This is a genomic window from Streptomyces pseudovenezuelae, from assembly GCF_001513955.1.
Classification (GTDB): Bacteria; Actinomycetota; Actinomycetes; order Streptomycetales; family Streptomycetaceae; genus Streptomyces; species Streptomyces pseudovenezuelae.
In genome coordinates, this window is sequence record NZ_KQ948144.1 from 835,687 (window position 1) to 861,191 (window position 25,505).

25 protein-coding genes are annotated in these 25,505 nt (G+C 70.9%); 21 read left to right on the plus strand and 4 right to left on the minus strand.

The window, feature by feature from the left end; translation table 11 throughout:
• The first annotated feature begins 160 nt into the window (after positions 1–160).
• From AQI94_RS03575 to arfA, 5 genes are read left to right on the plus strand one after another with little or no spacing between them, the layout of a single operon-like run.
• Positions 161–1,510: an extracellular solute-binding protein gene (locus AQI94_RS03575; protein WP_031044663.1), complete on the plus strand. Its 1,350-nt coding sequence runs from the start codon at positions 161–163 to the stop codon at positions 1,508–1,510.
• Positions 1,507–2,457, plus strand: a complete 951-nt coding sequence (locus AQI94_RS03580; RefSeq protein WP_031044660.1) for a carbohydrate ABC transporter permease — start codon at positions 1,507–1,509, stop codon at positions 2,455–2,457. Before AQI94_RS03575 ends, AQI94_RS03580 begins: the two co-directional genes overlap by 4 nt.
• On the plus strand, positions 2,454–3,314 hold the full coding sequence (locus AQI94_RS03585; RefSeq protein ID WP_031044658.1) for a carbohydrate ABC transporter permease: 861 nt from the start codon (positions 2,454–2,456) through the stop codon (positions 3,312–3,314). Before AQI94_RS03580 ends, AQI94_RS03585 begins: the two co-directional genes overlap by 4 nt.
• 58 nt (positions 3,315–3,372) lie before the next feature.
• On the plus strand, positions 3,373–4,338 hold the full coding sequence (locus tag AQI94_RS03590; RefSeq protein ID WP_031044653.1) for an arabinan endo-1,5-alpha-L-arabinosidase: 966 nt from the start codon (positions 3,373–3,375) through the stop codon (positions 4,336–4,338).
• Positions 4,339–4,359: 21 nt separating this feature from the next.
• Positions 4,360–5,874, plus strand: coding sequence for an arabinosylfuranosidase ArfA (gene arfA / locus AQI94_RS03595; RefSeq protein WP_031044649.1), 1,515 nt, complete (start codon positions 4,360–4,362; stop codon positions 5,872–5,874).
• Between the two features lie 21 nt (positions 5,875–5,895).
• Here the strand turns inward: arfA and AQI94_RS42475 are convergent, their stop codons facing one another.
• Both AQI94_RS42475 and AQI94_RS03605 read right to left on the minus strand, forming a co-directional pair.
• Positions 5,896–7,680, minus strand: coding sequence for an endo alpha-1,4 polygalactosaminidase (locus AQI94_RS42475; protein WP_062229578.1), 1,785 nt, complete (start codon positions 7,678–7,680; stop codon positions 5,896–5,898).
• A gap of 51 nt (positions 7,681–7,731) precedes the next feature.
• Positions 7,732–10,719: a glycoside hydrolase family 35 protein gene (locus AQI94_RS03605; RefSeq protein WP_062229579.1), complete on the minus strand. Its 2,988-nt coding sequence runs from the start codon at positions 10,717–10,719 to the stop codon at positions 7,732–7,734.
• A 110-nt stretch (positions 10,720–10,829) separates the two neighbouring features.
• On the opposite strand from AQI94_RS03605, the gene AQI94_RS03610 reads away from it, so the two are divergent.
• From AQI94_RS03610 to AQI94_RS03640, 7 genes are all read left to right on the plus strand, one after another.
• Positions 10,830–11,288 carry an RrF2 family transcriptional regulator gene (locus AQI94_RS03610; protein WP_031061958.1) on the plus strand — a complete coding sequence of 153 codons (459 nt, stop codon included), beginning with the start codon at positions 10,830–10,832 and terminating at the stop codon, positions 11,286–11,288.
• 91 nt (positions 11,289–11,379) lie between these two features.
• A complete protein-coding gene (locus AQI94_RS03615; protein ID WP_079062530.1) occupies positions 11,380–11,940 on the plus strand; it encodes an RNA polymerase sigma factor in 561 nt (186 codons plus the stop codon).
• Positions 11,937–12,755 (plus strand): zf-HC2 domain-containing protein, encoded by an 819-nt coding sequence (locus AQI94_RS03620; RefSeq protein ID WP_031048802.1) that lies wholly within the window; start codon positions 11,937–11,939, stop codon positions 12,753–12,755. Before AQI94_RS03615 ends, AQI94_RS03620 begins: the two co-directional genes overlap by 4 nt.
• 32 nt (positions 12,756–12,787) lie before the next feature.
• Entirely contained in the window at positions 12,788–13,597 is an 810-nt protein-coding gene (locus AQI94_RS03625) for an ABC transporter ATP-binding protein (protein ID WP_031048803.1), read from the plus strand.
• Positions 13,594–14,988 (plus strand): hypothetical protein, encoded by a 1,395-nt coding sequence (locus tag AQI94_RS03630; protein WP_031048804.1) that lies wholly within the window; start codon positions 13,594–13,596, stop codon positions 14,986–14,988. Before AQI94_RS03625 ends, AQI94_RS03630 begins: the two co-directional genes overlap by 4 nt.
• Complete coding sequence (locus tag AQI94_RS03635; protein ID WP_031048805.1) at positions 14,985–15,560, plus strand: hypothetical protein; 576 nt, start codon at positions 14,985–14,987, stop codon at positions 15,558–15,560. Before AQI94_RS03630 ends, AQI94_RS03635 begins: the two co-directional genes overlap by 4 nt.
• A gap of 166 nt (positions 15,561–15,726) precedes the next feature.
• Complete coding sequence (locus AQI94_RS03640) at positions 15,727–16,377, plus strand: DUF4360 domain-containing protein (protein ID WP_031048807.1); 651 nt, start codon at positions 15,727–15,729, stop codon at positions 16,375–16,377.
• Positions 16,378–16,435: 58 nt separating this feature from the next.
• Here AQI94_RS03640 and AQI94_RS03645 read toward each other — a convergent pair whose 3' ends face one another.
• Positions 16,436–17,239 carry an intradiol ring-cleavage dioxygenase gene (locus tag AQI94_RS03645; protein ID WP_225890147.1) on the minus strand — a complete coding sequence of 268 codons (804 nt, stop codon included), beginning with the start codon at positions 17,237–17,239 and terminating at the stop codon, positions 16,436–16,438.
• Between the two features lie 146 nt (positions 17,240–17,385).
• Here AQI94_RS03645 and AQI94_RS03650 point away from each other — a divergent pair, with 146 nt between their 5' ends.
• From AQI94_RS03650 to AQI94_RS03685, 9 genes are all read left to right on the plus strand, one after another.
• Positions 17,386–17,691: a hypothetical protein gene (locus AQI94_RS03650; RefSeq protein WP_020116160.1), complete on the plus strand. Its 306-nt coding sequence runs from the start codon at positions 17,386–17,388 to the stop codon at positions 17,689–17,691.
• Between the two features lie 539 nt (positions 17,692–18,230).
• Positions 18,231–18,611 (plus strand): hypothetical protein, encoded by a 381-nt coding sequence (locus tag AQI94_RS42480; RefSeq protein WP_199814344.1) that lies wholly within the window; start codon positions 18,231–18,233, stop codon positions 18,609–18,611.
• Positions 18,612–18,697: 86 nt separating this feature from the next.
• On the plus strand, positions 18,698–19,042 hold the full coding sequence (locus tag AQI94_RS03655; RefSeq protein ID WP_031048813.1) for a DUF1330 domain-containing protein: 345 nt from the start codon (positions 18,698–18,700) through the stop codon (positions 19,040–19,042).
• Positions 19,043–19,123: 81 nt separating this feature from the next.
• Positions 19,124–19,585, plus strand: coding sequence for a hypothetical protein (locus tag AQI94_RS03660; RefSeq protein WP_225890148.1), 462 nt, complete (start codon positions 19,124–19,126; stop codon positions 19,583–19,585).
• Between the two features lie 311 nt (positions 19,586–19,896).
• Positions 19,897–20,592: a WXG100-like domain-containing protein gene (locus AQI94_RS03665; RefSeq protein ID WP_031048819.1), complete on the plus strand. Its 696-nt coding sequence runs from the start codon at positions 19,897–19,899 to the stop codon at positions 20,590–20,592.
• Positions 20,589–21,398 (plus strand): hypothetical protein, encoded by an 810-nt coding sequence (locus tag AQI94_RS03670; protein WP_031048821.1) that lies wholly within the window; start codon positions 20,589–20,591, stop codon positions 21,396–21,398. The genes AQI94_RS03665 and AQI94_RS03670 overlap by 4 nt, the downstream gene beginning before the upstream one ends.
• Complete coding sequence (locus AQI94_RS03675) at positions 21,391–21,945, plus strand: hypothetical protein (RefSeq protein WP_225890149.1); 555 nt, start codon at positions 21,391–21,393, stop codon at positions 21,943–21,945. The genes AQI94_RS03670 and AQI94_RS03675 overlap by 8 nt, the downstream gene beginning before the upstream one ends.
• Positions 21,946–21,972: 27 nt before the next feature.
• Positions 21,973–22,503 carry an SUKH-4 family immunity protein gene (locus AQI94_RS03680; RefSeq protein ID WP_031048825.1) on the plus strand — a complete coding sequence of 177 codons (531 nt, stop codon included), beginning with the start codon at positions 21,973–21,975 and terminating at the stop codon, positions 22,501–22,503.
• Positions 22,504–22,724: 221 nt separating this feature from the next.
• On the plus strand, positions 22,725–23,681 hold the full coding sequence (locus tag AQI94_RS03685; RefSeq protein WP_031048827.1) for an arabinan endo-1,5-alpha-L-arabinosidase: 957 nt from the start codon (positions 22,725–22,727) through the stop codon (positions 23,679–23,681).
• Between the two features lie 16 nt (positions 23,682–23,697).
• Here AQI94_RS03685 and AQI94_RS03690 read toward each other — a convergent pair whose 3' ends face one another.
• Positions 23,698–25,410 (minus strand): pyridoxal phosphate-dependent aminotransferase, encoded by a 1,713-nt coding sequence (locus tag AQI94_RS03690; protein ID WP_062229581.1) that lies wholly within the window; start codon positions 25,408–25,410, stop codon positions 23,698–23,700.
• Positions 25,411–25,505 lie beyond the last annotated feature (95 nt).

The window sequence follows — 25,505 nt, forward strand, 5'->3', positions numbered from 1 at the left end:
CGCCGCCACAGGACGGGCTGTTCGAGAGTACGCGCCCCGTCCGGTCCCGTCACGCGATCCTTTTTTGCTGCGCGACCCATTGACGAGAAAGCGCTTCCTGCTTACGGTCCCGTTCGAAGTTACGAGCGCAATTCGAGATATCGAACGGATGGGGCAGGGAATGGGACGACCTGACCTGAGCCGCCGGCACCTTCTCTCCGCTGCCGGCGGACTGACCGTCGCCGCCGGCTTCGGCTTCGCGGCCCTCGGCACCGGCGCCGACGCGCTCGCCTCCGGCGCGGACACCCGGGTGCGCTACTGGAACCTCTTCAGCGGCGGCGACGGCGCCAACATGATCGCGATGCTGGACGCCTTCCGGAAGGCCCATCCGGGCATCGACGTGAAGGACTCCACCCTCCAGTGGGGCAACCCCTTCTACACCAAGCTCGCCATGGCGGCCGCGGGCAACCGCGCCCCCGACCTCGGCGTCATGCACATGGGCCGGGTCACCGGCTTCTCACCGGGCCGCCTGCTCGACCCGTGGGACGTCGGCCTGCTCGCCAAGTACGGCGTACGCGAACAGGACTACAACCCCGCGCTGTGGAAGCGCGGCGTCATCGACGGCAAGCTCTACGCCCTCCCGCTCGACATCCACGTCCAGCTCTGCTTCTACCGCAAGGACGTGCTGAAGAAGGCGGGCCTGCTCGGCGACGACGGCCGGATGATCCCGGTCACCTCCACCGACGAGTGGTTCGACGTCCTGAAGAAGGCCAGGGCGGTCCAGAAGAAGGGCCTGCAGACGATCGGCCTGTGGACCAACGACCAGAACTTCCAGTGGTGGTTCTTCGTCGCCTTCTACACCCAGCTCGGCGGCCGGTGGTTCAACGACGACAACACCGAGGTCCTCTTCGACCCCGACAAGGCCACCCAGGTCCTGGAGTTCCTCCGCCGCCACGTCACCGACGGGTACGTCATCCCCGGCGCCCCCACCGGCGAGCAGTTCATCAACGGCGCACCCTTCACCTGGGAGGGCAACTGGTCCGTGCCGGTCTTCTCCGGCGCGAAGCTGGACTACGGCGCGACCCCGCTGCCGCCCGTCTTCGGCAAGCAGGCCACCCACGCCGAGTCGCACGCCTTCGTCCTGCCCCACCAGGCGGGCCGCGGGGGCGCCACCAACGAGGGCGCCCACGAACTCGCCGCGTACGTCGTCACGCACGCCCTGCAGTGGGCGGCCGGCGGTCACATCCCCGCGTACACACCGACGCTCTCCACGGCCGCGTACAAGAAGCTCACCCCGCAGAACGAGTACGTGAGCGCCATGGACCACCAGGCCACCGAGCCGAAGGTGTGGTTCGCGGGCTCCACCGGTGTGCTCGCCCAGGACCTCGGCCCGGTCGTCGTCTCCTCGACGATGGGCTCCGCGAAGCCCGCGTCGGTGGCGCAGACGATGAAGAGACACCTCACCAGACTCCTCGCCTCCAAGAACCCGATGGACGGCAGGACCGCCGCGCAGGGAGGTGCGGTCGCATGACGACCAGCGCTCACATGACGACCGGAGCCGTCGCCGCACCGGCCCGCGCCAGGACCGCGACCGCCGTCGCGACCGTGCGCCGCAAGCAGGGCTTCCAGCACGGGGGCTGGTTCGTCGCCCCGTTCCTGGCGCTCTTCGTGCTGTTCGTGATCTGGCCGCTGCTGCGGGGGGTCTACCTCAGCTTCACGGACGCCAACATCTCCGGCGACGCCGCGAACTTCGTCGGTCTCGACAACTACCGCGAGGCCCTGCACGACTCGGCGATGTGGGACGCGCTCGGCCACAGCGCGTACTTCACGCTGCTGGTCGTCCCCTGCATCACGGTTCTCGCCTTCCTGCTCGCGATGCTCGCCCACCACATCGAGCGCGGGAAGTGGCTGTGGCGGCTGTGCTTCTTCGTGCCGTTCCTGCTGCCCTCGACGGTCGCCGCCAACATGTTCCAGTGGCTGTTCACCCAGGGCATCGGCCTCATCAACGAGACCTTCGGGCTCGACACGCCCTGGCTCACCGACAAGTCGTACGCGATGCTCGCCATCGTCATCGAGACCCTGTGGTGGACCGTCGGCTTCAGCTTCCTGCTCTACCTCGCCGCCCTCCAGGGCATCCCCGACCACCTCTACGAGGCCGCGAAGCTGGACGGGGCGAACGCCTGGCACCGCATGGTCCACATCACGCTGCCGATGCTGCGCAACATCACCGGTCTGGTGATCGCGCTCCAGATCCTCGCCTCGCTCCAGCTCTTCGACCAGGCCGTCGTGATGATGGACTTCGGGCCGGGGCCGGAGGTCAGCACCCGCTCCTTCGTGCAGTACACGCTCGAACAGGGCTTCACCAGCTACCGCGTGGGCTACGCCTCCGCGATGTCCATCATCTTCTTCGTGATCATCGCAGTCGTCGCCCTGGCGCGGATGTGGCTGCTGCGCAACCGTGAGGAGAGCGGCCGATGACCACCGCCGTGCAGGTCCGCAAGAGCACCCGCAAGCCCTGGACACCCAGCCAGATCATCCTCACCCTCCTCGGCGTCGCCGTCTCCGCCGTCTTCGTGGCGCCGATCGCGGCCGCGCTGTTCACCTCCCTCAAGTCCGAGGCGGAGGCGGCCGAGATCCCGCCGCACTGGCTGCCCAAGGTCTGGACGGCCCAGGCGTGGAAGGCGCTCTGGGAGACCGGCAACATCACCAACTGGTTCATCAACTCCCTGGTGGTGTCGGTCTGCGTCACCTCCGTCGTGCTGACGGTCAGCGCCCTCGCCGGATACGGCTTCGCCCGCACCGAGTTCCGCGGCAAGGGCGTCCTGATGGGCATCGTGATGTCGGGCCTGATGATCTCCCCGGCCGTCCTCGGCGTCCCGCTCTTCACCACGGTCCAGCAGATGGGGATGGTCGACACGTACTGGGGCATGATCCTGCCCCAGTGCGCGCCGGCCGCGATGGTCTACATCCTCTACAAGTTCTTCCAGGGCGTCCCGCGCGAGTTGGAGGAGGCCGCGTTCATCGACGGCGCGGGCCGCTGGCGGGTCTTCTTCACGATCGTGGTCCCGCTGGCCCGGCCCTCCCTGGCGGCGGTCGGCATCTTCACCTTCATCGCCTCCTGGAACAACTTCCTGTGGCCCTACATGGTGACCAACAACCCCGACCTGATGACCATGCCGAACGGCATCGCGACCGTCATGAACTCCTACGGCATCCAGTGGGCCCAACTCATGGCCGGCGGCCTCATGGCAGGCCTCCCCCTGATCATCGTGTTCGTCTTCTTCCAACGCCAGATCGTGGCGGGGGTGGCCCACACGGGTCTGGCGGGGCAGTGACCGCCTCGTGGCACAGCACAGACCTCACCGGTGACCGACGGCACGTAGGGAGTCGTCCGTGAAGCGCCTCAGAGTGGTCGTCGTTGCGGCCGCTGCCCTCATCGCCCTGCTGCCGGTCACGGCTCAGGCGGACACCGGGTATCCCGACCCGCTTGCGATCAGCGGCCAGCAGATCATCCATGACCCGGCCGTCATCGCCCTCAAGTCCGGCGGATACGCGGCCTACTCGACCGGCGGTGTGATCGGTGCCCGTCTCTCGAAGGACCTGAGGCACTGGTCCGACGCGGGCAACGCCTTCGCCGAGCCGCCCGCGTGGTGGTTCGAGTACAACGACACCGGTGATCCCTGGGCGCCGGACATCTCCTACCGGGCCGGCCGGTACTGGCTGTACTACGCCGTGTCGTCCTGGGGCACCAACCACTCCGCGATCGGCGTGGCCACCTCCCCGTCCGGCCTGCCCGGGACCTGGACCGACCAGGGCAAGGTCTTCACCTCCGGGACCACCGACTCCTGGAACGCCATCGACCCGGCGATCGTCCGGGCGGACGGCAGGCTGTGGATGTCGTTCGGCTCGTACTGGACCGGCATCCGCATGGTCGAACTCAGCCCGGTCACCGGGAAGGCCCTCCCCGGCGCCGGCGTCCACCACCTGGCCACCCGCCCCGACGCCCCGTACGCGGTCGAGGGCCCGTCCGTGGTGCGGCACGGCCGCTACTACTACCTCTTCGCGTCGTACGACGCCTGTTGTGCGGGGGTGAACTCCACGTACAAGATCAGGGTGGGCAGATCAACGGCGATCACCGGCCCGTACACCGACAGCAAGGGCACCTCGCTGCTGGAGGGCGGCGGCGACCTGTTGCTGGCAGGACACGGGAGGTACCTCGGCACGGGAGGCGAGTCGGTCTTCCGGACCCGCGGCCAGGACTGGCTGGCCTACCACTACTACGACGCAGAGGACAACGGCACACCGAAGCTGGGCCTGAACAGGCTCGGGTGGGTGCACGACTGGCCCGTTGTCAAGTAACTCCGTTCCTGAAAGGTCCCCATGAGCACCACCGCCCGCTTCACCCTCGACCCCGCCTTCAAGATCGGCGAAGTGAACCCCCGCCTGTTCGGCTCCTTCGTCGAGCACCTCGGCCGCTGCGTCTACACCGGCATCTTCGAGCCCGGTCACCCCTCCGCGGACGAGGACGGAATCCGCACCGACGTCCTGGACCTCGTCCGCGAACTCGGCGTCACCGCCCTCCGCTACCCCGGCGGCAACTTCGTCTCGGGCTACAAGTGGGAGGACAGCGTCGGCCCGGTGGAGGACCGCCCCCGCCGCCTCGACCTCGCCTGGCGCTCCACCGAGACCAACCGCTTCGGCCTCTCCGAGTACATCGCCTTCCTGAAGAAGGTCGGCCCCCAGGCCGAGCCGATGATGGCCCTCAACCTCGGCACCCGCGGGGTCGCCGAGGCCCTCGAACTCCAGGAGTACGCCAACCACCCGGCCGGCACCGCCCTCTCCGACCTCCGCGTCGCCCACGGCGACAAGGACCCCTTCGGCATCAAGCTCTGGTGTCTCGGCAACGAGATGGACGGCCCCTGGCAGACCGGCCACAAGACGGCGACGGAGTACGGCCGGATCGCCGCCGAGACGGCCCGCGCGATGCGCCAGATCGACCCCGGCGTCGAACTCGTCGCCTGCGGCTCCTCCAGCCAGGCCATGCCCACGTTCGCCGAGTGGGAGGCAACGGTCCTCGCCGAGACGTACGACCTCGTCGACCACATCTCCCTGCACGCCTACTACCAGCCCGAGAACGGCGACATCGACTCCTTCCTGGCCTCGGCCGTCGACATGGAGTCCTTCATCGAGAACGTGGTCGCCACCGCCGACCACATCGGCGCCAGGCTCAAGTCCAAGAAGAAGATCAACCTCTCCTTCGACGAGTGGAACGTCTGGTACATCTCGGAGTGGCACGAGATCGAGAACTCCGGCGCGCGGGACTGGGCCGAGGCCCCCCGCCTCCTGGAGGACAACTACAGCGTCCTGGACGCGGTCGTCTTCGGCTCCCTCCTCATCGCCCTGCTGCGGCACGCCGACCGCGTCACCGTCGCCTGTCTCGCCCAGCTGGTCAACGTGATCGCCCCGATCATGACCGAGCCGGGCGGCCCGGCCTGGCGCCAGACGACGTTCTTCCCGTTCGCCCAGGCCTCGAAGTACGGCCGCGGCGAGGTCCTGGACGTACGGGTCGACTCGCCGACGTACGACACGAAGAAGTTCGGCGAGACGGACCTCCTGCACGCCACCGCCGTGCGCGCCGAGGACGGCTCGGTCACCGTCTTCGCCGTCAACCGCAGCCGGACCGAGTCCCTGCCGCTCGAAGTCGCCCTGAGCGGGCTGGACCTGACGAGCGTCGTCGAGCACAGCGTCCTCGCCGACGCCGACCCGGACGCCCGCAACACCCTGGACGCCCCCGAGCGGGTCGCCCCGCACGCGGCCGAGGGCACCGCGCTGACGGACGGCACCCTCACCGCCGTACTGGAGCCGCTGTCCTGGAACATGATCCGGCTGGGCTGAACCGGCCGGTCCCCGAGGGCGTCAGCAGGTTTCGCGCACGAACCCGTCGGCGCCCTCGGGCACGACCTCCTCGTCCCGGCGCACCACGCTGAGCGTCCTGCTCCAGCCGGCGCACGCGGTGGCGAGACCTCTCTTCGTGTACTCGACCACCAGGACGTGGTCGTCGAAGGCGTCGGCGAAGGTGCCGCACTCGTCGTACTCCGCGCACTCCTCGGCGATGGCGAAGTCCAGGCCGATCGAGGCGCGGTCGGGGACGAGCTCCGCGGTGTTCTTCTGCGCGACCGCCAGCCCCTTCGCGTGGGCGTGCGCCACCACCAGCTTCATCAAGGCCTCGGCCTGGGCGGCCTTGAGGTACGACGGGAAGCGGGTGAAGGAGTCGTAGTTGTCGGGCTCCAGGGCCTGGTAGCCCTTGGCCGCGCAGCCGTCGATCCAGGTGTCCAGCCGGGCGGCGACGCGCTCGCGCCTGGCGGCCGTACGGATGTCCAGGACGGCCTCGTCCCAGTCCGTGTCGTGGACGACCTTCCCGCCGGTGTCGCGCAGCAGCAGGTCGGCGTCCCAGTCGCTCTCCTCGTCCGACTCCGCCTGGAAGGCGTTGATGTGGCAGATGTTGTAGAGCCCCGGCACGGGCGCGTCCTCGTGGCTGCGGCTCACCACGCGGACACCGGCAGCGGGCGGGTAGGCGCCGCCGATCTGGTAGTCCCAGGGCACGTGCTCGGGCGGAAGGGTCACGGACGCGGGGGCGGCCGGCGCGGGCGAGGCGGAGGCCTGCTCGCCCGGTGACGGTGACGCGCTCTCCATGGCCGACCCGGCCCGCACCGCCGCGATGCCCAGCCCGGCGACGGCCAGGGCCGCGCCGAGAGCCACGAGGACGCGCCGCCGGGACGCGCGGCCCGCGCGCCCGCCCTCGCCGCCCGCTCGGGCTACCTGGTGGTGGGTCGCCGCGGAGCCGGCGGGGCCCGGCGGGTCCGGTACGGCCGCCGGGGCCGCGGCCGGGGCGTCGGACTCCGGCAACGCCCGCAGCAGCTCGCGCAGTTCACCCAGTTCCGGCCGGGCCGCCGGGTCCTTGTCCAGGCAGCGTTCGGCGATGCCTCGCAGTGGTGGTGCGACCCCGTCCAGGGCCGGCGGCTCGTACATCACCTGATAGCCCGTCAAATACGGGCTGCTGCCGTCGAACGGGCGGCTGCCGGTGGCCGCGTAGACCAGCAGGGACCCGAGCGAGAAGACGTCCGAGGCCCCGGTGACCTCGCGCGGCGCGGCGAACTGCTCCGGGGACATGAAGGGCGGCGTGCCGATCAGCCGGCCCGTCATGGTGAGCGCCTCGTTGTCGACGGCGTACGAGATGCCGAAGTCGATGACCCGGGGGCCGTCCTCGGCCATCAGGACGTTGCTCGGCTTGAGGTCCCGGTGCACCATGCCGACCCGGTGGATGTCCCGCAGCGCCTCGACGAGGCCCAGTGCGAGCACCCGCAGCGCGGTTCCGCTCAGCGGGCCGTCCCGGGCCACGACGTCCGCGAGGGTGCGGCCCGGGACGTACAGGGTCGCCATCCACGGCTGCGGGGCGTCCGGGTCCGCGTCCACCACCGGGGCCGTGAACGCCCCGCTGACCCGGCGGGCCGCCGCGACCTCCTGCCGGAAACGGGTGCGGAACTCCTCGTCCAGCGCGTACGCGGGGTGCACGAGCTTGACCGCGACCTGCCGCCCGGAGTCCGAGCGGCCGAGGTAGACGACCCCCATGCCGCCGCTGCCCAGCCGGTCGACCAGCGTGTAGCCGCCGATGGACTCCGGATCGCCGGGGCTCAGCGGCATCGCGGGTCACCCTTTCCGTGTACGGGTGGTCGAAAGTTCAAGGACATCAGGCTAGCGGCCGGGGGAGTCCACCGGCGTGACCGGCAGACCTCCGGCCGATGTCCCGAGCAGTCTCAGCCGTACGTCCCCGGGGCCGGACTCCGTCGTCCCGTCGGACAGCACCGCCAGCGCCAGGGTGTTGGTGCCGCGGGTGCGCAGGATGCCGTTGGGGAGGACGAAATGGTGCTGCGGGCCCACGTCGTTGACGTACTGGCCCATGTTCCAGCCGTTGAGGAAGATCTGCACGCGGTAGGCGCGCTTCGGGTCGTCGTCGAGGGCGAGGCCGACGGAGGCGTCGATGCCGGCGTCCACGGCGAGCCGGAACGTCGTGCGGTACCAGGTGACCCCCTGGCGCCGGTCGGCGCGCGGCAACTCCGTGTCCTCCCAGTGCTCTTCGGTGAATCCCGGCAGATGCCAGCCCTTGCGCTCCCCGTACAGTCCGCCGTTGTTGAGCGGTCCGCGCACCGGGTCGGACGCCGTCTCGCCCTGGATGCGCCAACTCGCCTTCGGGGAACCGCCCTTGAAGGTGGCCGCCGTCAACCCCCGGGCCGTCTTGTGGGAGTCGTTGGAGCGGCCGTCCATGTCGTGCGCCATCCGCCGGACCAGGACGGACAGGACGCGCGGTGCCTGTCCGGCGGGCGGCGGCACGTCGAAGGCGGCCGTCGCCGTCCAACTGCCCTTGCGCGCGGTGCTCCTGTCCGGCACCGGCATCCGGTGCGTGCCCAGCGGCTCGCCGTCCAGCCACGCCATCAGCAGCCCCTGGGTGCCCGTGCTGTAGGACAGGGACACCGACTCCAGCTCGTCCGCGTCCGTCAGGCGACCCCGGTACCAGACGTCGCCGTAGTGGAAGCCGTAGTCGTCGGCGAACAGGACCGGCTGCCCCTTCGGGACCGGGGTGACGCTGTACGAGCTCGTGCGGTCGGCGGTGGTCCAGCCGGAGTCGTCGTAGTCGGGGAGGGACTCGAAGTTCTCGGTACGGCGCCGCCAGCCGCTCAGCGCGGGCAGTCGCACCTCGGCCACGGCGGGGATCGGGAGCTGTCCGGGCGTGGGCGGCATGTCGGCGCGCAGGCTGCCCATGGGGGTGACCGAGGTGCGCAATGGGCGTCCGTTCCAGGTGATCCGGGCCATGCCGCGCGGCCCCCACACCTCCATGCCCGTGCCCTCGACGGTGTCGCCGGTGAGATGGGCGGTGGCGCCGTCCAGGGTGACCTCACGCACCAGCGAGGGCCCGTACACGAGGACCGGTCCGGTCGGGGTGTCCACCGGGAACAGCCGCAGCGAGCCGGGGTCGTCGGTGAAGATCAGCAGCAGCGGGGTGTCGCTGCCGCCGGCCTCGATCCGCACCCGGGCCGGGCCGCCGACGCCCATCGGCACGGTGACCCTGAGGACGCCGAGGTCGTAGTTCCACGCGGGTTCCGCGTCGCCCCGGGTGACCAGGGGCTCTTCCGGGCACTCAAGGAGGACCTGGGCCATCTCGCCGTGCGGGGCCGTGAACACGGCCACGTCCATCCGGCCGACCTTCTGGCACATCATGGGCTGCGCGGTGGCGTACTTGAGCGTGCGACCGCCCAGCTGGAGGCCCGCGGTGAGCAGTCGGGCGTCATGGGCGGCGACGGTGAACGCCACGTCGATCCCGGCGTCCGGGATCGACGTCGTGACCGGCGCGTCGGTGTCGTTGCGCACGACGTACACATGGGAGCCGGTGTCCGGGTTGGTCAGGTGGTACACGTTCAGCCGCTCGTCCGCGGCCCGCACCGCGTCGGCCCGGTCCAGCTTGGCGAAGTCCGGGACGGTCCTGAGGAGATGGCCGAGCTGGTGCGCCGGGGCGAGCTTCGGCGTCTGCCTGCGCGCCTCGTCGATCGCCGCCCCGTAGTCGTACGACGTGTAGACCTGCGGCGCGGGCAGCCAGCCCCACGAGGTGCCGCCGAAGGTCATGTAGACGTTGTGCACGGTGATGCCGTTGGCGAGGTTGGTGAGCTGGAAGCGCCGCTCGTAGGCCGCGTCCCGGGTCCGCCGCGCCTCGGCGTACCCCTTGCCGTCGAAGGTGGCCCCGCCCCAGGAGTCGAACCAGCCCCCGCCGAACTCCGGGACGAAACCGGGTGTGCCGGGACTCGCCGTGGCCCCGCCCTTCAGCCCGCCCTCCCCGAAGTCCCCCCAGTCGGGCGGCACTTCGGAGGGCAGCGGGTACGCGTCGAAGCCGTAGAGCCAACCGCGCTCCTCGCCGCCGGTGTTGAAGGACCCCGGGGTCCAGTAGCCGTTCCTGCCCTTGTCGTTGTGGAACAGCGGGACGTCGATCCCGTCCGCGCGCACCTTCTTGTACAGGTGGGACATGTAGTCGCGGCCCAGGGGCTCGTCGACGAAGGCGTCGTACTCGTTCTCGATCTGGTAGAGCAGGACCGTGCCCCGCCCCTTGGTGAACAGGTGCCGGCCGGCGATCGCGTTCACCTCGGTCAGCCACTCGTCGACGTACGACAGATAGGCCGGGTCGGAGGTGCGGGCCCGGCCCGCGGTCGCCGCCAGCCAGCCCGGGAAGCCGCCGCCGTCGACCTCGGCGTTGATGTAGGGGCCCGGGCGCAGGATCACGTACAGGCCGGTCTCGGTGGCCGTGCGCAGGAACAGGTCGAGGTCGCGGACGCCGGTGAAGTCGTACTGGCCGGGGCCGGGGGAGTGGTAGTTCCAGGCCACGTACACGCTCACCGCGTTGAAGCCGTGGGCGCGCATCTTCTGCAGGATGTCCCGCCACAGCGACGGGCTGGGCAGCCGGAACGGGTGCATCTCGCCGGACCACAGCACCAGTCGCCGGCCGTCGACCAACAGCGAGTGCTTGTCGTAGCCGACCTTGTGGCGCGCCCGGTCGGCGGCGGGGGCGCCGGGCGCCGGCCCGGTGGGCACGCTGTGGGAGGCGTAGGCCCGGGTGGTCTCCCCACCACTGCCGCTCAGCGCGAAGCCGAGCGCCGTGGTGCCGGCGAGGGCGCTGAATGTACGTCTGCTCAGCTCCAAGGGAGCGCCTCCTGGTCGTGCCGCGCTAGCGCCAGTCCGTCCGTGGGTGTGGGTGGTGTGCCTATTGTGGCGTGGCCATTGTCCCCGGCCGAACGCCGCACAATTGTCGTATGAGGATCTCTGCGCGGGCGGACTACGCGGTACGGGCGGTGCTGGAGCTTGCCGTGCGGCAGGACACGGAGCCGGTGAAGGCCGAGGCCATCGCCGCGGTCCAGGACATTCCGCACAAGTTCCTGGAGGGGATTCTCGGCGATCTGCGGCGCGGTGGGATCGTCGACAGCAGGCGTGGCGGGGGCGGCGGTTACCGCCTCGCGCGGGAGGCCTCGGCCATCACGGTCGCGGACGTCATCCGCGCGGTCGACGGGCCGATCGTGTCGGTGCGCGGCGAGCGGCCCACCGGACTGGAGTACACGGGTTCCGCACAGCCCTTGCTGCCGCTGTGGATCGCCCTGCGGGCCAACGTCCGCAAGATCCTGGAGGGCGTCACCATCGCCGACATCGCGGGCGACGCACTCCCCGAACCGGTACAGCGGCTCGCGGCCGAGCCGGCCGCGTGGGAGAACCCCTGAGGTAGAGAACCCTCCGGGGGCTCCGCCTGTCGGTGTGACGTGGATCACGGCGAGGGGAAAACCTGTCGCCGGGGCCGGGCGTCTAGCAGGTGTGAGATCAGTCAGAGCAGCGCTGCACGAGCTGGACGAGGAGCGTCTCGTCCGGCTGGTGGCCAAAGGCGACCGTGCCGCGTTCGAGGAGCTGTACCGGCGTACGTCGCCGTGGATGGTGGTGAGGCTGCGCCGCCGGTGCGGGGACGAGCAGATCGTCGCGGAGGTCATGCAGGAGACCTACCTGGCGGTGTGGCGAGCGGCGGGCGCGTTCGCCGGGACCGCTGTCGGGGGGACGGCCACCGGGTGGCTGTGGACGATCGCGGCACGCCGTCTGGTCGACGCGTTCCGGCGCAGGGCTCACCACGCGGAGCCGCCGCCGGCCGCCGCCCCGCCCGACCGGGCGCCCGCCGCCGAGGAGTTGGCGCTCGCCGAGACCGTCGGCGGTGACGTCGGGGACGCGCTGCGGCGCCTCGCACCGGAGCTGAGACAGGTACTGCAGGCCATGGTGCTCGACGGGCTGTCCGTCCGGGAGACCGCGGTCCTGCTCGGGCTGCCCGAGGGCACGGTCAAGACCCGTGCCCGCCGGGCCCGTATCGAGATGCGGAGGTCGCTGGCATGAGTGCCGAACACGCGTCGAAGCGAATCATCGAGGGATACGTACGCGGTGGCGCGGACCTCTCCGCCGACGAGGTGTGGGCCGTGGAGGCGCATCTGGAGACGTGCCGGGTGTGCCGTGACGGGCTGTCCGCCGCGGTCGACGCCGGGGCGCCCGAGGTGGCGCGGCTCGTCGACACCGTGTGGTCGGGGCTCGAACCCCGCCTCGCGGTCACCGCCACGATGCCGCGCCGGCGGCGCTGGTCGGCGCGGCTGTCGAGATGGATGACCCCCACGATGGTGCCGTGGCTGGCCATGGCCGTGGGCGTCACGCTGCTGACCCTGCTGCTCGACCGCGTCTACGCCGGCTCCGGCGAGGTGTCGCTGGTGCTGCTGCTCGCGCCGGTCCTGCCGGTGCTCGGCGTCGCGGCGTCCTGGTCGCGCGGCCTGGACCCGGCCTACGAACTGACGGCCTCGGTGCCCAGGAGCGGGCTCCACCTGGTGCTGCGGCGCACCGCGTCGGTGCTCGGTGTGGTGGTCCCCGCGCTGCTGGTGGGCGGCTGGGCGACGGGAGTGATGGTGGTGCAGTGGCTGCTGCCCTGTCTGGCCTTCACCGCGACGACCCTGGCGCTCGGCGGCGTGATCGGTGTGACCCGCGCCGCCTTCGTGCTGGCCGCCGTGTGGGCCGCTGTGGTCGTGGCGCCCACCGTGGTCACCAGCCGTACGACCTTCGCCCTGCAGACGGACGGGCTGCCCGCGTGGGGGCTGATCCTCGCACTCGGTCTCGCTGTCGTGACCGCCCGCAGAGGCGCGTACACCCTGCTGGGAGCTCATCGATGACCCACGGGAAGAACACAGGAGAGGAACACTCCATGACGTCTGCCGTGAGCACGGCCGACATCGCACCGACGGCCCACGCCTGGGAGATCCGGGCCACCGGGCTGAAGGTCAGGGTCGGCAGGAAACGGATGGCCGTCGACGGTCTCGACCTCTCGCTGGGCATCGGCGTCCATGGACTCCTCGGCCCCAACGGGGCGGGCAAGACCACCCTCATCAGGACGCTGGCCACCGTGCTGCGCCCCACCGAGGGCAGCCTGGAACTGTTCGGCGAGTCCGTGGGCGGCATGGGCGAGCACCGGGCGGTGCGCCGCCGGATCGGCTATCTGCCGCAGGAGTTCGGCTACTACAAGCGCTTCACGGTGCGCGAGTTCGTCGAGTACATGGCGTGGCTGAAGGAGGTGCCCAAGGCGAGCATCCCCGCGGCGGTGCAGCGTGCCGTGGAGCGGGTGGGGCTGGCGGACCGCGCCGACGAGAGGATGAAGGCCCTGTCGGGCGGCATGGTGCGGCGGGTCGGCATCGCCCAGGCCATCGTCAACGACCCGACGATCCTGCTCCTCGACGAGCCCACGGTCGGCCTCGACCCGGCGCAGCGGATGCGCTTCCGTGAACTGCTGCAGGAGTTGGGCACGGACACCTGCGTGCTCGTCTCGACCCACCTGGTGGAGGACGTCGCCGCCGCCTGCGCCGACGTGCTGCTCTTCGCCGAGGGGCGGCTGGTCTTCAAGGGGCCCCCGGACGAGCTGGCCTCGGTGGGCGGTCCGGAACACGAGGGTGACAGCCCACTGGAGCGCGGCTACTCGGCCCTGCTGCTCAACCCCGAGCAGACGAGGGGGACTTGGTGAACGGCCGCGTACTGCGCATCGAGTTGAGGCGTTCGGTCGCCCGGTGGGCCGGCGTCGTGGTCCTGGTGCCGTCGCTGATGTTCCTGTACCTGCTCCACGGCGACTGGTGGAACGGCACCACGGCGTGGACGGCCCAGTGGACGCCGCTGGCCATGAGGACCCGCTCCCTGCTCTTCTACCTCTGGCCGCTCGTCATCGGGCTCGGGGCGCTGCAGGGACTGCGCGACCACCGCTCGACGATGTCCGAGCTGCTGACGAGCACCCCCCGGCCCGCCCGGCACCGCGCGGCCACGCTCGCGGGCGCGACGGCGATCACGCTGGCCTGCGCCTTCGCGTCGCTCGTCCTCGTGGGCGGGGTCCAGGTGCTCGCCCACACCGGGTACACGCACCTCGGGTGGCTGCCCGTCTCGCTGGTGGGGGTGCTCTTCCTGGTGGCGGGGGCGGTGCTGGGCATGGGAGCCGCGCGGGCCCTGCCGTCGCCGCTCACCCCGCCGGCGCTTGCCATGGCCGCCTTCGTGTTCACCGCCCTGATGCACATGTCCCTGGGCCGGACGGACACCAGCACGGCGGACGGGCTGACGAGCAGCGAGCCGAACCGGATCTCGCTGCTGTCACCGACGCTGGACGATGTGCGCGAGGCGTTCGTCACGCTGTCCGCCCCCGTGCACGTCGGGCAGACGATCTGGCTGCTCGGTATGGCCGCGACCGGCCTCGCCCTGCTCGTCGCCGCGACCCCGCGCGCCCGGCTGATCGCCCTGACGCCCGTCCTGGCGGGTGCGGTGATCGCCCTGCTCGTCCTGCCGGCCGACGCGCGCCGGATGTACGTCGTCGACAAGGCCGCCGCGGAGCTGGTGTGCGACGGCCCGGTGTGCGTGACGAGGACGCAGCAGGCCCGGCTCGCGGACCTCGCGGGCCCCGGCAAGGAGGCGCTGCGCCGGCTGCGCGGTGCCCTCGGTGATCAGGCACCGGACTCGGTCCGGGAGAACACCGCCGTACTGCCGGAGGGCTCCACGCCGCGGTGGTCACGCGGGACCGTGCTCTTCGACTTCGACGACGACATCATCGCCACCGCCAAGGGCGAGGAGCTGACCTGGGCCCTGATCGCCAAGGGCATGGTGCCGGGGTGCACCCCCGTCGGCTGGAGCGGCTTCGGGGGAGACGAATACGCGCAGACCGTCGCGCTGGGCTGGGTCCTCGGGGACCTCAAGCCGCTCGGCGCCGCGTCGGGACGTATGCGCGGCGAGATCGAGGCCGAGACCCGCCCGGTGTGGCGGGAACTCAAGGCGCTGCCACGGGCCGGGCAGCTCTCCCGGATCAGGGCGATGCGGGCCGCCGCGCTCTCCTGCGAGGGCGACCCGTTCGACGCCCTGTCCGGCGGTGCGGCCCGGTGAGATGGCTGACGTTGTACGCGCGTTCGCGTCAGGTGCCCGCGGCGCTCGCCGCGGTGCTGATCGGCGCGGTGACGGTGTGGGCGCTCGCCCGGGACCAGGACGCGGGGCCCGGTGATCCGCGGCTGCCCGTGCTCGTCCTCGCCACGGGGGCGACGGCCGTCTCGGTCGGGCTCGGCGGGCAGGACCTCGCGCTGGACCGGACGGCCGCGATCCGCTGGATGCCCCGCAGAGCGGCGCACGTGCTGCTCGCCGGCGCGGTCGTCGCCGCCGCGCTGCTGGCAGTGCAGACCATGGGTGTGTCCATGGCCACCACCGCGTTCGTCGTGCGGGACAGCGCGGGCCTGATGGGCCTGGTCGCTCTCGGCGCGGCGCTCTCGGGCGGCCAGTACGCATGGACGCTGCCGTTCGCCTGGCTCTCGTTGGTGTTCTTCGCCCCGCCCCCGACGAGTGTGCCGATGCACGTGGTGATGTGGATGCTGCTGCCTCCCGGCACGGCAGCGGGCACCTGGACAGCCCTGGTCCTCACGATCGTCGGCCTCACCGCGTACACCGTCGCCGGCCCGAGGCGGTAGCCGCCCAACTGGCTTTGTTCACACGTGAGTTCAGCCATCCCTGAAATGGCTGGAGTTCGCTCTGGCGGGGTCACAGGGTGCTCCCTACGATTCGATCGCCGCGGTGCTTCACAGAAACCACACAGGTTCTCCACGCTTCAACAACAGCGCAGAGGAGAGACCCCCCATGGCAAGTGGACTGTTCCTGGGCGGCGCCGTCGCCGCCCTCGTCGCCGCGGCGATGCCCGCGCACAACCCGTCCGGCGGGTTCGAGGACCCGCCCCCGGACAAGATCGTCATCAAGGTCGCCACGGTGAACGGCTCGGGCTGTCCCGCGGGCACGGCGGCCGTCGCGGTCTCCGAGGACAACACCGCGTTCACGGTCACCTACAGCGACTACCTCGCCCAGGTCGGCGGCAACTCCGACCCCACGGCGTTCCGCAAGAACTGCCAGCTCAACCTGCTCGTCCACGTCCCGTCGGGCTTCACGTACGCCATCGCCAGCGCGGACTACCGGGGCTTCGCCTCGCTCCAGGCCGGCGCGAGCGGCGTCCAGCGGGCCTCGTACTACTTCCAGGGCTCCCCGCAGACGGCCGCCAAGACCCACACCTTCCCCGGCGCCTACAACGACAACTGGCAGGCGACCGACACCACCGACTGGGCCCAGCTGGTCTGGGCGCCCTGCGGGGTCCAGCGCAACTTCAACATCAACACGGAGGTCCGCGTGAACGTGGGCACCTCCTCGCCGTCCAAGGTCAGCTTCATGACGATGGACTCGACCGACGGCGACATCAGCACCGTCTACCACATGGCGTGGAAGGAGTGCCCCGGCAAGTGAGGTTCCGGGCAGGTCCCGCCCGCCGCCCTGAGGGCGGCGGGCGGTTCGGGTGCCGGGTTCAGCTCCTCTCGACGCCGAGGGTCAGGGTGCCGGAGTAGCCGGCCGAGGGGCTGCTGCCGAGGGCGGTCAGGGTCAGCAGACCGGACGCGGCGCCGCCGTCGTCGTAGATCCCGTCCTGGGCGAGGGTGGTGCGGGTGACCGTGTTGGCCGAGTACGGCGAGCGCGCGCCGACCTTGGCGGTGATCGTCTCGTCGAAGAAGAGCTGGCCGGTGTGGAGTTCGGTGCCGCCGGTGAAGGAGCCGTCCGAGGTGAGGGTGACGCCGACGTGCACCTTCACGTGGATGTGCACGCAGCGGCCCCGGTACCAGCCCGGGTAGACCGTGGTGATGCGGGCGACGCCGCCGGTGCCGGTGAGGACGCCGCCGCGCAGGAAGGTGCCGCTGTCGGGCTCGTTGTGGCCGTTGTTGCCGACGTAGCCGGAGTACTCGCCGAGCGCGTCGCAGTGCCAGATCTCCACGAGGGCGTTGCTGATGGTGGCGCAGGTGTCGTCGTCGACGACGGTGAGGGCGAGTTCGAGCGGGAAGCCGGTCTTGCCCTCGGTGATGTCGGAGCGGACGTACTGGCCGTCGAGGTAGTAGGGGCCTTCGGTCATCTCCCGGGTGAGGGTGCAGACCGCCGCGGCGGCCACGGGGACGGTGTCGGCGGTGTCGGCCGTCCGCGAGGCGGGGGTGCCGGACACGGCCGCGCCCACGGCGAGGGTGGCGGCGGTGGCGCCCGTGGCGACCAGGACGGTGCGGCGGGCGAGGGCGTCTCTCGCGGGGGCCTCGGTCATGGGGGTGTCGTTCATGGGGGTGTCTGTCATGAACACGACACCGTAGAAGGAGTTTCTGTTGATGGGCTGTCAGTTCGGCAAAGTGAGGGGTCGTCAAGTTCCGTGCGAGACAGGTTGCGGTGTCGTCGGCGGTGGGCGCGGTACGGTATCGGGGCGTATGCCGACAAGGAGGGTAAATGGGGCTTACCGTGCGGGTCGAACGGCGCATCGCGGAGGACTTCCCCGGCCGGGAGGGCGAGGTGGTGGGCGATCTCCTCACCGAGCTGGTCAACCACCTGACCGACCGGGGCGACCAGGAGGACAAGGAACGGATCGCCGCCGCGACGCTGCTGTGCGGACAGGGCCGGGTGGACCGGCTCCTCGACGCCGTCCAGCTGGCCAAGGAGGACTGGCGGGACGTGCTGGTGGGGGCGGGGCTGGCGGAGGCGGGGTGGAGAGAGCGGCTGGAGGCGGACTTCGGCCCGGCGGTCGCCTCCGGCTGACGCGGTGGTGCGGGCCCTGCGGTCGGCGTCGAACCTGCGGGTGCGGCGGGGCTGCGGGGTCGCGTGCTGTCCGGGGGCGGCTGTGTGACGTGTGGACGGTCTCGCGCGAAGGGTTCGCGTTGCTGCTTGCCGTGCGGTGAGGGCCGCGTCTCGCGGGAAGCGGTTCGGCGGCCGTCTCTCGCTGACGCGGTGGTGCGGGCCCTGCGGTCGGCGTCGAGCCTGCGGGTGCGGCGGGGCTGCGGGGCCATGCGCTGTCCGGGGGCCGGGCACCGGCTGCGTGGAGGGTGGCGTGGCGCTGGAACCGGTTCGGCGGTAGCCCCCGGCTGATGTGGTGGTGCGGGCCTCGTGGTCGGCGTCGAGCCTGCGGGTGCGGCGGGGCTGCGGGCCGCGTGCTGTCCGGGGTCGGTTGTATGTGGGGGGTGGTGTGACGTCTGGATGGCCTCGCGCGAGGAGTCCGTGTCGCTGCTTGCCGTGCGGCGGGGGCCGCGTCTCGCGGAAAGCGGTTCGGGGGCCGTCGTGCCGACCGGTACCTTCGGCTCATGTGCCACTACGCCGACAAGGCATACAAGCTGCACTACGCGTGCGTGCCCTGCCGTGTCGCGTTCAAGCGGCATCCCGGCCCCGGCGGGCATCGGTGCCCCCGCTGCGCCACGCCGATGAGCTGCGCCGGGCGGGACTTCGCGGCACCCCGGCGGCGGGACGTGAAGGCATGGAGCGTGGTGGCGGCCGTGCTCGCCGCAGGTCTGCGCTACGAGGGGCGTGAGCCCTGCGGCTGTGGCAGGGAGCCCAAGTTCCGCCCTCGTACCCGCGCTCAGCTACGGGCGCGCCGGGCCGCGGCGGCGCGCAGCGGGACGCCTCTGGCCGAACTGCTGGGGCGTTCGGACCCGGAGGCCCCCGAAGACCCCGCTCGGTGCCGCTGACCGCTTACCCCTCGGGTAATCGACCCCGGTCCGGCGTGCGTGCGAGGCTCATCCGCGTACGGAGCCCTACCGACCGGGAGGACGACATGACCGCCTACGCCATCGCCCACCTGCGGGACGCCGCGCCGCATCCGGAGATCGCCGAGTACATCGAGCGCATCACCGCCACCTTCGAGCCGTACGGCGGGAGCTTCCTCGTGCACGGCGCGCAGCACGAGGTGAAGGAGGGCGGCTGGCCCGGGCACGTCGTGGTGATCGGGTTTCCCGGGATCGCCGAGGCGCGGGCTTGGTGGGACTCCGCCGCCTACCAGGAGATCGCGCCGCTGCGCTCGCGGCACATCCAGGGCGACATCATCCTGGTCGAGGGCGTTCCCCGGGGCTACGACCCCGCGGTCACCGCGAAGGCGATGCGGGACACGCTCACGCCGTGAGGATCCCTCGCGCTCCCCGACTCCCGTGCCCCACGGGGCTGTTGGATACTGGGCCGAGGCATACGGAAGGGGGAGGCTCGCGTGCCGGACGGACGGGAAGTGGACCAGGCGGAGTTGCTGGGCGTAGCCAAGGACGAGGAGCGCGCCCGCAGCCTGCTCCGCGCGCTGCGCACCCTGAGCACCGGGCCCGATCCGAAGCTGCGGGAGATGGCGACCGGGGTGCTGCGCGGTGACCTCACCGCCGAACAGGCCTTCACCGACCCGGAGTACACCGCCGCCCTGTTCTCCGGCGCCGACAGCGTCCGCCGGGCGGGGGAGCGGCGTACCGACGCCGAGGCCCGTGAGGCGGGTGAGCGCTTCGGCGCATGGCAGGAGGCGCGGAGCGCCGGGGACGAGAGCGGCGACCAGGGCCAAGGACAGGGCACGGCACAGCCCGAGGCGACGCCCCGTCAGGCTCCTCAGCAGCCCTCTGGGCCCTGGCGGAACCCCGGCGCGCCCGGACTGGGCGGCTCCCGCCCGGCAGGGCCCTTCGGCCGCGGCTGAACACCCGCTCCGCCCAGGGCCGTTCGGTTCCTCCCGGCGAAGGGCGGTTCCGGACCGGTGAGTTGGGTTCAGCGATGGCCGGGGGAACGGGCCATGCCCGACCTGGCCTCCGAGTTCAGCGCCAGCCGAACAACCGGCCCCGAGTACTACGGCTCGACTCCTCCCCCCCACCACTGAATTCAGCCGCCGAACCCCAGCCCGCCGCACCCCGTCCTCTCCCGCCCCTCCAGTAATTCCCGCCCCCCGTAGTAAAGTTCGGCCGTCGTACGCGTGACCTGAAATGGTCCTGCCAAGACAAAGGGGGAACGAGCATGGGGGTCGTGCTGCCCGACGAGGCGGCCTGGGTGCTGGATCTCATCGGCGTCGAGTGGCCCAACGTCGACGAGGACGACTACCGGGACATGGCCGACGGCCTGCGTTCCTTCGCCTCGCAGATGCGGGAGGGCAAGGACGCCACGACGAGCGTCGTCCAGGAGTTCCTGGAGGGCAACGAGGGCATCGCGACCGCGGCTTTCCAGCAGCACTGGGGCAAGGTCAGCGACGTACACCTGGAACGGCTCGGTCAGGCCGCCGACCTCGGGGCGACGGCCCTGGACGGTGCCGCGATCGCCGTGGCCGGAGCCAAGGTCGCCGCCATCGTCCAACTCGGCATCCTCGCCGCCGAGATCATCGCCGCCCAGGCCGCCGCGCCGTTCACGCTCGGGCTCTCCGAGGTCGGCGCGCTCGGTGCCACCCAGGCCACCCGTCTCATCGTGCGGCGGCTGCTGAAGGAGGCCGAGCAGCTCCTCATGGAGGAGCTCATGTCCGTGGCCATGGGCCCGGTCTACTCCGCGCTCGGCAACATGGCCACCGACCTCGTTCTCCAGCTCGGCGCCAACGCCGTGGGACTGCAGGACGGTTACAGCCCCGGCAAGACCCTGCACGCCGGCAGCGAGGGCTTCTCCGAGGGGCTGGACGCCGCGACGGGGACCACCGGGACCCTCACCGGCAAGGGAGGCGCCGCGTGAGCGACACCGTCCGCAGCGACAAGGACCTCCACGACCGGCTCGCCGACCGGATCACCTCCCAGGCCGACGAGCACGAGTCCGGCGCCCGCCCCCATCTGCGCCGCAGCCGCGCGGGACTGAACCGGACCCGGGGCAAGGGCGCCCTCGCGGCGGCCGTCGAGACCGGGGCCGAGAAGATCCTCAGAGCCATCGAGGAGGCCGAGGACCAGCTCCACAAGCACCTCCAGGACGTGTCCAAGGGCGTGCGGGCCATGGGCGACAACCACGCGCGCAACGACAAGAACATCGAGACGATGCTCCAGAGCATCGTCAAGCGCTCCCGCGACCAGGACGCGGTCCGTGACGGGGGCGGGATCGGCAAGGACCGGCCGGACACGACGAAGGACCCGCACACCGTCACGCTGGAGTGGAAGCCCGGCATGCCCAAGCAGGCCTTCGAGCGGAAGGCACGGGCCCTTCAGCGGTTGGGGGAGGACGGAAAGCTCTTCAAGTTCAAGGGCAGGACCAAGGACTACCGTGACTCGAAGATCACAGCTGACTACAAGGGCGCGCTGACCGCCCTGATCCTCAGGAACAACAAGGACGACCCCGACTTTGCCAGGGAGGCCGCGGAGGCCGCCCGTAACATGTCGCCCGACCACGTCCACGAGCTGCAGACCGGTGGTCCGGACGCGTGGCGTAACCTGCGGATGCTTGACCGGGTCACGAACCAGGACATCGGGTGGAACCAGATACGCCCGCAGATCAAGGATCTACCGGACGGCAATCCGATCAACATCGACATCAAATGGTGGCCAGATGACTAGCGCGAGCCATGCGCCGTCCCGTCTGATCGCGACGGTGGACGCCCTGCGGTTGGCACTGTTGGAGAGCCCGGACCTGCTCGGGTTCACGCTCGGTGGGACGATCGACGAGGAGACGGCCGCCGCCGCGGAGGCCGAAGGGGTGCCGCGGGCGTTCCTGGACTTCTGCCGGGTGCTGAACGGCGTGGGCTGCGGGCCGTCCGTGCAGCTCTTCAGCCTGGCGGAAGCCGAGGAGCACCAGTTCTACTGCGAGCCGGTGGTCGACTCCCCGCTGCCGCTGTCCCCCGAGAAGCTCTACTGTGTCGGGATGATCCAGGAGGCCCCTGTCTTCGTCGACCGCGCGAGCGGCGACCTTCTCGGAGCCGTTGAAGAAGGCCCGGACTGGCCCGACGCGGAGCGCTTCGAGCAGCTCGCGCCCGGGCTGGGGGCGTTCTTCCTGGAGCGGTTGGTCGCTCCCGACGAGTACGCCCGGCTCGCTCTGATCGACGACGAGTTGCTGGAGTACGACGATTGGCTGAAGCTGCTGCGCCGAGCCGGTCTGACCGGCTGAGGCAGGACGAAGGGAAGCAGAGGACGCATGGCCACCCATGACGAGATGACGGAGCTGTTCGGCGCGGACCGCGTGGTCACGCTGGACCGTGCCGTCGCCGAGGAGCGCGGACTGTCCGAGGCCGACGCCGAGGTGCTGTGCGAGGTCGGTGTGCCCGTCTTCGTCGACGTGCTGTTCATCCTCGACACCGCCGAGGAGGGACCCGACCCCTTCACCGTGGTGCCGGTGGCCGCCGGCGGGGAGGAGACCCACATCCTCGTCCTGGGCGGCCCCACCGACGACCCGGTGATGCGGTACTGCCTGGACATGGACCGCGGCTACGTCATCCTCATGTCCTTCGACGCGGAGCCGCGCGCCGAGATCGTCAACCGCACCCTCGCCGACCTCGTCGAGTTCCTGTACCGCTTCGCCCTGCGTGCCAGGCACCTGGAGCAGGCCGCACCCCAGGACCGCGCCCCGTACACCGACAAGCTCGTCGAGTACCTCAAGGCCCGCGACCCCTACGCCTTCGCCCAGCCGGACAGCTGGTGGTCGATGGTCTTCGAGCAGGTCGGCTGAGCCGGGCACGCGTCGACGCCCCGGACGGCGGCATGGGCATGGGCATGGGTGGCGGAACCCCGTCCCAGGAACATCCGCATCGTCAGGCCACTGACCACCACTGAGGCGTGCGCGGAGCATTGACGCGCAAGGGGTTCGATTCTACGGTCCCGTCCGAAGCTCTGATCGGTGATCGGCATATCGAACATCCCCCCACTGGCATCCGTCAAAGGAGCGTCACCGTGCGCCGCACCTCACTTCTGGCCGTCCCCGTGGCCTTCCTGCTCGCCCTGATCCCGGGCACGGCCTCCGCGTACCCCAACCCCGGGACCGTCACCGGGGCCACCACCATCCACGACCCGACGATGATCCGTACCTCGGCGGGCCGTTACCTGCTGTACGGCACCGGCGGCGGCCTCGGCTACCGCACCTCCACCGACCGGATCGCGTTCACGGCCGGCGGCGACGCCTTCTCCGCCAAGCCGGGCTGGTGGTCCTCGTACGCCACCGAGGCCTGGGCGCCCGACATCTCCTACCAGGGCGGCAAGTACCTGATGTACTACGCCGTCTCGACCTTCGGCTCCAACAAGTCGGCGATAGGCCTGGCGACTTCGGGCACCGGGCTGCCCGGCTCCTGGAGCGACCAGGGCACCGTGTACACCTCCACCACCGCCAGCGACTACAACGCCATCGACCCGAACCTGTTCGTCGACGGCGACGGCAAGTGGTGGCTGTCCTTCGGCAGTTGGTGGACCGGCCTGAAGATGATCCAGCTCAACCCGTCCACCGGCAAGCAGCTCTCCACCAACACCACCCGCTACTCGATCGCCTCCCGCCCCACCGGGACCAAGGCCGTCGAGGCGCCGTACATCGTGAAGCGGAACGGTTACTACTACCTCTTCGCGTCCTACGACACCTGCTGCGCCGGCACCAGTTCGACCTACAAGGTCAAGGTGGGCCGCGCCACCAGCATCACCGGGCCGTACGTCGACAAGAACGGCGTCTCGATGACGAACAACGGCGGCACGCCGGTCCTTGAGTCGCACGGCCGGTACATCGGCCCCGGCGGACAGTCGATCATGAACGACTCCGACGGCGACCTGATCGTCTACCACTACTACGACGGCAACGACAACGGCACACCCAAGCTCGGCATCAACCTGCTGAACTGGAGCAGCGGGTGGCCCGTCGCCTACTAGACGCCGCCGACGCCGCTCAGCCGGCCTGGCCCATCCCCGCCGCGTTCGGCCAGCTCTGAGCGTTGGGCCAGCCGGTGGCGGGCGCCTGGGACAGCTCCTGCGGGGCCCCCGGCGCCGGTGCGGTCATCCCGCGCACCTGCGCCGCGGTGAGGCCACCACGGGCCGGCACTCCGGGCGGAGTCGGCCCGAAGGGTGCCGGAGCCGGCGGGGCGGCGGGCACGGGCACAGGGGCCGGCATCGGGGCGGGCGCCTGCATCGGGGCCGGAGCCGGCATCTGGGCCGGCATCGGCATCCCCGCTCCCATGGAACCGGCTGCCTCCATCGAGGCAGCGGCCCCCATCGAGGCAGCCGCCGCCATGGAACCGACGCCGCCCATGGAGCCCACGCCGCCCATCGAACCGACCGCGCCCATCGGCGCCGCCGCGGCCACCGCCACCGGCTGGGCGACCGGCATCGGCATGCCGACACCCGGGCCCATCCCCCCACCGCCGACGGCCATCGCCGCGAGATCCTGCATGCCCGCCCCGTTGGTCTGGCCGACGAGGCGGTCCACTGCCGCCGTACCCGAGCTGTAGCTGGTCCCTTGAGCGAGCTCGGGCACGGCGGCTCCCCTCCTGGTCCCGTAGAGCACCTGTTCCAGGCCGGACACCAGGCGACGCACATCCACCTGGGGGCGCACCACGAGCCGCAGGAAGCGGCTTGACGAGCCGATCTTGTTGCCGCACTCGCGGACGAGGATGCGGTGCTCGGTGAGCATCCGGTCCCGGACCACGGTGCCCTCGGCGCCGACGGGCAGGCGCACGAAGAGGAAGTTCCCCTGCGAGGGGTAGACGGTCAGGCCGGGCAGCGCGGCGAGCTGGCTCGCCATGTCGAGGCGGTCCCGGCGGACCTGGTGCAGGCTCTGCGCGTACTCGGCGCCGTGCTCCTTGAGCATGAACACCACGTACTCGGCGAAGGCGTTGAGGTTCCACTTCGGCAGCATCGAGCGGACCCGGCCCGCGAGGGAGGGGTTGGCGACCATGTAGCCGAAGCGGATGCCGTGCAGGCCGAAGTTCTTGCCGAGGCTGCGCAGGACGATGACGTTCGGCCGGACCATCGCCTCCTGGACCACCGAGGGCTCCTGCTCGGCGTCGGCGAACTCCAGGAACGACTCGTCGATGACGATGAGGTCCAGGTCGGCCATGGCGTCCATGAACTGCACGAGCGCGTGCTTGTGGAGGAAGCCGCCGTCAGGGTTGTTCGGGTTGCAGATGACCGCGACCCGCGTGCCCCGGGTGCGTATGAACTCGGCGTACTGCGCGAGGTCCAGGGCGAACCCGCTGGACTCCTGGAGCGGGAACATGTCGACCCGCTTGCCGGTCTCCATCGGCTGGTCGGTCCAGCGGCCGAAGGTGGGGACGGGGACGGCGAGGGACTCGCGGACCAGCAGGTGGTCGATCCAGGTGATCAGCTCGGTCGAGCCGTTGCCCATCGCCACGGCCTGCGGCGGCAGTTGGAGCAGGTTGCACAGCTCGGCGGTGATCGTGTCGGCGCTGCTGGGGTAGTAGGTGATGATGTCCTTCAGCCGCGCGGCCATGGTGTCCATCATCGCCGGAGTGGGAAAGTAGGGATTGCAGGGGATACAGAAGTCCACCGGCCCCGTCCCGTCGCCGCCCTCGCGCGCCAGCGCCGCCATGGACGGGCTGTGCGCAGCCGTGCTGCGGAACAACGAGGTGACGTTGTCGGCCATCGAACCTCCGTATGGGGCGGACCCGGCGGGGACGACCGGGTCCGTCGTCATTGGGTGGCCCGCGCGGGGGAGCACGGGCCGCCCTTACATACGGA

Bases quoted from the DNA above. Each gene is read 5' to 3' on its own strand.
- AQI94_RS03575 (WP_031044663.1), top strand. From the start codon at position 161: ATGGGACGACCTGACCTGAGCCGCCGGCACCTTCTCTCCGCTGCCGGC.
- AQI94_RS03580 (WP_031044660.1), top strand. From the start codon at position 1,507: ATGACGACCAGCGCTCACATGACGACCGGAGCCGTCGCCGCACCGGCC.
- AQI94_RS03585 (WP_031044658.1), top strand. From the start codon at position 2,454: ATGACCACCGCCGTGCAGGTCCGCAAGAGCACCCGCAAGCCCTGGACA.
- arfA (WP_031044649.1), top strand. From the start codon at position 4,360: ATGAGCACCACCGCCCGCTTCACCCTCGACCCCGCCTTCAAGATCGGC.
- AQI94_RS42475 (WP_062229578.1), bottom strand. From the start codon at position 7,680: ATGCCGCTGAGCCCCGGCGATCCGGAGTCCATCGGCGGCTACACGCTG.
- AQI94_RS03610 (WP_031061958.1), top strand. From the start codon at position 10,830: ATGAGGATCTCTGCGCGGGCGGACTACGCGGTACGGGCGGTGCTGGAG.
- AQI94_RS03620 (WP_031048802.1), top strand. From the start codon at position 11,937: ATGAGTGCCGAACACGCGTCGAAGCGAATCATCGAGGGATACGTACGC.
- AQI94_RS03625 (WP_031048803.1), top strand. From the start codon at position 12,788: ATGACGTCTGCCGTGAGCACGGCCGACATCGCACCGACGGCCCACGCC.
- AQI94_RS03640 (WP_031048807.1), top strand. From the start codon at position 15,727: ATGGCAAGTGGACTGTTCCTGGGCGGCGCCGTCGCCGCCCTCGTCGCC.
- AQI94_RS03645 (WP_225890147.1), bottom strand. From the start codon at position 17,239: ATGACAGACACCCCCATGAACGACACCCCCATGACCGAGGCCCCCGCG.
- AQI94_RS03650 (WP_020116160.1), top strand. From the start codon at position 17,386: ATGGGGCTTACCGTGCGGGTCGAACGGCGCATCGCGGAGGACTTCCCC.
- AQI94_RS42480 (WP_199814344.1), top strand. From the start codon at position 18,231: ATGTGCCACTACGCCGACAAGGCATACAAGCTGCACTACGCGTGCGTG.
- AQI94_RS03655 (WP_031048813.1), top strand. From the start codon at position 18,698: ATGACCGCCTACGCCATCGCCCACCTGCGGGACGCCGCGCCGCATCCG.
- AQI94_RS03665 (WP_031048819.1), top strand. From the start codon at position 19,897: ATGGGGGTCGTGCTGCCCGACGAGGCGGCCTGGGTGCTGGATCTCATC.
- AQI94_RS03675 (WP_225890149.1), top strand. From the start codon at position 21,391: ATGACTAGCGCGAGCCATGCGCCGTCCCGTCTGATCGCGACGGTGGAC.
- AQI94_RS03680 (WP_031048825.1), top strand. From the start codon at position 21,973: ATGGCCACCCATGACGAGATGACGGAGCTGTTCGGCGCGGACCGCGTG.
- AQI94_RS03690 (WP_062229581.1), bottom strand. From the start codon at position 25,410: ATGGCCGACAACGTCACCTCGTTGTTCCGCAGCACGGCTGCGCACAGC.